The sequence below is a fragment of the Roseibium aestuarii genome (assembly GCF_008477545.1).
Taxonomy (GTDB): domain Bacteria; phylum Pseudomonadota; class Alphaproteobacteria; order Rhizobiales; family Stappiaceae; genus Roseibium; species Roseibium aestuarii.
In genome coordinates this window covers 1-4,678 of the sequence record NZ_VORA01000014.1, presented here as the reverse complement: position 1 = coordinate 4,678, position 4,678 = coordinate 1, and the positions used below count along the sequence as shown (strand labels likewise).

The 4,678-nt window shown below is 69.3% G+C and carries 4 protein-coding genes; all 4 read left to right on the top strand.

The window, feature by feature from the left end; genetic code table 11:
- The first annotated feature begins 47 nt into the window (after positions 1–47).
- The gene (locus FR728_RS19175) at positions 48–1,736 is read left to right on the top strand and encodes a DEAD/DEAH box helicase (RefSeq protein WP_149894346.1); all 1,689 of its coding nucleotides are present in this window, start codon (positions 48–50) and stop codon (positions 1,734–1,736) included.
- 3 nt (positions 1,737–1,739) lie between these two features.
- Positions 1,740–2,150 carry a DUF6511 domain-containing protein gene (locus FR728_RS19485; protein WP_208998936.1) on the top strand — a complete coding sequence of 137 codons (411 nt, stop codon included), beginning with the start codon at positions 1,740–1,742 and terminating at the stop codon, positions 2,148–2,150.
- Positions 2,147–2,917 carry a hypothetical protein gene (locus FR728_RS19165; RefSeq protein WP_149894345.1) on the top strand — a complete coding sequence of 257 codons (771 nt, stop codon included), beginning with the start codon at positions 2,147–2,149 and terminating at the stop codon, positions 2,915–2,917. The genes FR728_RS19485 and FR728_RS19165 overlap by 4 nt, the downstream gene beginning before the upstream one ends.
- Positions 2,914–4,678: AAA family ATPase (locus FR728_RS19160; RefSeq protein WP_188318971.1), on the top strand; the 1,765-nt coding region annotated here is incomplete at its 3' end. The genes FR728_RS19165 and FR728_RS19160, both read left to right, overlap by 4 nt.

The following is a 4,678-nucleotide window of genomic DNA, read 5'->3' as shown; positions in this document are numbered from 1 at the left end:
GGCGCCGCCGGTCGGCCGAGCTGGGCGCAGTAAGGGGGAGACCGGCCATGCGCCTTCGCCCCCGCCAGAAGACCTTCGTGGAGCGCAGCGTGGCTGCGCTCGCCTCCCGCGGCAACACGCTGGGCGTGGCGCCCACCGGCGCGGGCAAGACCATCATGCTCTCGGCGGTTGCCGGCGAGATGATCGGCGACGGCGCGAAGGCCTGCGTGCTCGCCCATCGCGACGAGCTGACGGCGCAGAACCGCGCCAAGTTCCAGCGCGTGGTGCCGGGCGTCGCCACCTCGGTCATCGACGCCACGGAGAAGTCCTGGGGCGGCCAAGTCGCCTTCGCCATGGTGCCGACGCTGGCGCGGGCTTCGAACTTGGCCGACATGCCGCGTCTCGACCTGCTGGTCGTGGATGAGGCGCACCATGCCGTCGCCGACAGCTACCGCCGCATCATCGACCGGGTGCGCGAGGCCAATCCCGACGCACGCATCTTCGGGGTCACGGCGACGCCGAACCGGGGCGACAGGAAGGGCCTGCGCGAGGTCTTCGACAATGTCGCCGACCAGGTGCGGCTCGGCGAGCTGATCGCCTCGGGCCATCTGGTGCCGCCGCGCACCTTCGTCATCGACGTGGGCGTGCAGGATGAGTTGCGTTCGGTCCGCAAGACGATGTCGGATTTCGACATGGCGGAGGTCGCGGGCATCATGGACCGCGCGCCAGTCACCGACGAGGTGATCCGCCACTGGAAGGAGAAGGCGGGCGACCGGCAGACCGTGGTGTTCTGCTCCACCGTCGCGCACGCCGAGCATGTCACCGACGCCTTCAGGGCAGCTGGCGTTTCCGCCGCGCTGATCCACGGCGATCTGGCGGCCGAGACCCGCAAGGCGATCCTCGCCGACTACGCGGCGGGCGGCATCCGCGTCGTCGTCAACGTGGCGGTGCTGACCGAGGGCTGGGACCATCCGCCCACCTCCTGCGTCGTGCTGCTGCGCCCCAGCTCCTACAAGTCCACCATGATCCAGATGGTCGGGCGCGGCCTGCGCACCGTCGACCCCGAGGAACACCCCGGCGTCGTCAAGACCGACTGCGTCGTGCTGGATTTCGGGACGTCGAGCCTGATCCACGGCACGCTGGAACAGGATGTCGATCTCGACGGCAAGACCGAGGCTGGTGACGCTCCGACGCAGTCCTGCCCCGGCTGCGGCGCTGATATTCCGCTGGCCGCCACTGAATGCCCGCTCTGCGGCGAGGCGTTCCCCCGCGAGGATCTGGATGCGGGCGAAGGCGGGGCCGCCGCGCCGCTCTCGGGCTTCATGATGACCGAAATCGACCTGCTGAAGCGGTCCAGCTTCGCGTGGGTCGACCTCCACGGCACGGACGACGCTCTGATGGCCACGGGCTTTGCGGCCTGGGGCGGCATCTTCTGGCTGGACGGGGTCTGGTACGCCATCGGCGGGGCCAAGGGCGAGCGCCCCCACCTGTTGGGCGTGGGCGAGCGCACGGTCTGCCTCGCGCAGGCCGACGACTGGCTGAACACGCACGAGACCGACGAAAGCGCCTTCAAGACCCGCTCCTGGCTGCGCCAGCCGCCGACCGAAAAGCAGCTCCAGTACCTGCCGCCCGAGTGCCGCCACGACTTCGGCCTGACGCGCTACCGCGCCTCTGCTCTGATGACCTTCGGCTTCAACAAGCGCGCCATCCGGCAGCTGATCGACAGCGCGGCCAGCCCCGAACGGAGGGCGGCATGACCCATGTTCACATCCACCCCCATCACCGCCGAGGACCGGCGGCGGCTCTGGCATCCGCGTGGGACGCTCTGTGCTGTCTGCCGGCAACCCACCCGTGGCTTTGGCTGGTTCGATCCGCACCGGTCGAAGCAGCCCCGGCCTTCGGTCTGGTTCTGCTCGATGCCCTGCCAGTCCTTCTGGACGCGTTTGGCGCGGGAGCGTTTCGCCATGGTTGACCTGACCGAGGAGGAGCGCGCCGCGATCACCGCCACCATGAAGCGCGTGGCGCTGCTGATGGACGAGATCGGCTGGGCCACCCCGCTCGCCGACCTGACCGAGGCGCAGGTGCGCGCGCTGATCGAGGAAGCCGCCGAGGGCTTCCGCGAGGCCATGTCCGACATCGCCCGGGCGCAGACGCCGGAGGTGCCGTTTTGACCCTCGATTACAATCATCGGCCGAGTTTCGCAGAGCGGGTAAACGCCGCGGTCGATCGGGCGCTGACCGCCGATCAGGCGACGCGGTCGCCCCGCGACTACCTCGGCGGCTCGCGCCTCGGCCATGCCTGCGAGCGGGCCATGCAGTTCGAGTTCACGGCGACGCCGAAGGGCGAGGGCCAGGATTTCAGCGGCCAGTCGCTGCGGATCTTCGCCATCGGCCATGCGCTCGAGGATCTGGCGGTCGCCTGGCTGCGCGGCGCGGGCTTCGATCTATACACCCGGAAGGGCAACCGGCCCGATGGCGGCCAGTTCGGCTTCTCCGTCGCGGGCGGGCGCATCCGCGGTCATGTCGATGGCATCATCGCTGCTGGGCCGGAGGGGTTCGGGCTTGCCGTTCCCGCGCTCTGGGAATGCAAGACCATGAACGCGAAGAACTGGCGCGCCTGCGTCAAGGACGGAGTGACCAAGTCGAAGCCGGTCTACGCTGCCCAGATCGCGCTCTACCAGGCCTACATGGAAGGGACGGTCCCCGGCATCTCGGCCGCGCCCGCGCTCTTCACCGCGATCAACAAGGACACCGCCGAGCTTCACCACGAACTGGTGCCCTTCGACGCCGATCTCGCGCAGCGCATGTCCGACCGGGGCGTGCGGATCCTGCAGGCGACCGATGCGGGCGAGTTGCTTCCGCGCATCGCGACCTCGCCCGATTTCTTCGAGTGCCGTTTCTGCCCGTGGTCCGAGCGCTGCTGGAGGCTGCCGGCATGAGCGACAACGGCATCCTGCATTTCAACCCGTGGATGGACTTCAACGACGAGCCGCCGTCCGAGAACCCGTTCGGCTGCGACCCCGACCCCGAGCAGACCGCCGTCTTCCTCGACACCGTGTTCAGCTGGTGCGAGGGGCTGATCCCGCTTCGGGGCTTCGTCGACAAGGGTCAGGGCCGGGACGGCAAGCCGCACAACATCTGGATCCTCGCCGATGACACCGCGCCGGGGAAACTCGCGACCTTCGCCGCGTGGGCGAACCGCGAGGGCGCGGCGGTGTATGTCATCCCCGGCACCGTCGCCGAGCAGGGCCATGCCCGCGCCGCCGACGTGCTGCAGATGCAGGCCATCGTCGTCGATCTCGACGCAGGCGACATCCCGGCCAAGCTGGACCATGTCACCCGCCACCTCGGCACGCCGACGCTGATCATCGAAAGCGGCGGGCGCACGCCCGAGGGCGCGACGAAGCTTCATGTCTGGTGGCAACTGACCGAACCCGCCGAGGGCGAGGATCTGGCCACCCTCTGCCGCCTGCGCGGCGAGATCGCCGTGAAGGTTGGCGGCGACACGCATTTCCGCTCGGCGCACCAACCGATCCGGGTGCCCGGGACCGTCTATCACAAGCACGGCCACCAGCGCCTCGTGCAGATTCGCGAACATCGCGACGCCGAGGTGGACCTTGCGGACTTCGCCGAACTGGTTGCCGAGATGCCACCGCTGCCCGGCGTAGGCTTCGCCAGCGACGTTGCCGCGCCGACCGCGAAGCCCGGCATCGACGCCGTGCTCACCACGCCGGTGCGCGAAGGCGCGGTGGACGACTGGTCCCGCTTCCAGGGGGCCAGCGCCGCCATCGGCCATTACGTGCGCCTCGTCCACGAGGGCCGCCTCGATCCCTTCGCGGGCTGGGAGGCGATCTGCGGCTACAACGCCGCCATGCTGCGGCCGTCCTGGCCGCTCGATCGGCTGATGGTCGAGTCCGAACGGCTCTGGGAACTGCATGTGAAGCGCAACGGCCCGCCGCTCCTTCGCGCAGCCCAAGCTGATGTCCCGACAACCCCGCTGCCGACCTTCACCCTCGGCGCGCTGCTCGACGACACCAGTCCGATGCCGGAGGACATCATCGGCCCCCGCGTGCTGACGCCTGGCGGGCTCCTGGTTCTGGGCGGCGCGCCGAAGGTCGGAAAGAGCGACTTCCTGATCTCCTGGCTCGTGCACATGGCGGCGGGCGTGCCGTTCCTCGGCTTCACGCCGCCCCGGCCGCTGCGCGTGTTCTATCTGCAGGCCGAGATCCAGTATCACTACCTGCGCGAGCGCATGCAGCAGATCGCGCTGCCCACCGCCGTCATTGCCGCCGCGCGCGACACCTTCATTGCCACGCCGAAGCTGAAGCTGCTGCTCGATGCCGAGGGCGTCGCTTGCGTGGCCGAGGCGATCCGGGCCGCATTCGCCGACGCGCCGCCCGACATCATCGTCATCGACCCGATCCGCAACCTCTTCGACGGCGGACCCGAGGGGGGCGGCGAGAACGACAACACCGCCATGATGTTCTTCCTGAAGGACCGGGTGGAGCTCTTGCGCGAGGCGGTCAATCCGGACGCGGGCGTGATCCTCGCCCACCACACCCGCAAGGCCACCAAGCACCAGGTCAAGGACGATCCCTTCCTCGCGCTCTCCGGCGCCAGCGCGCTGCGGGGTTTCTACACCTCGGGGCTGCTCATGCACCGGCCCGACGAGGACAGCAGCGTCCGCAGGCTGGAGATCG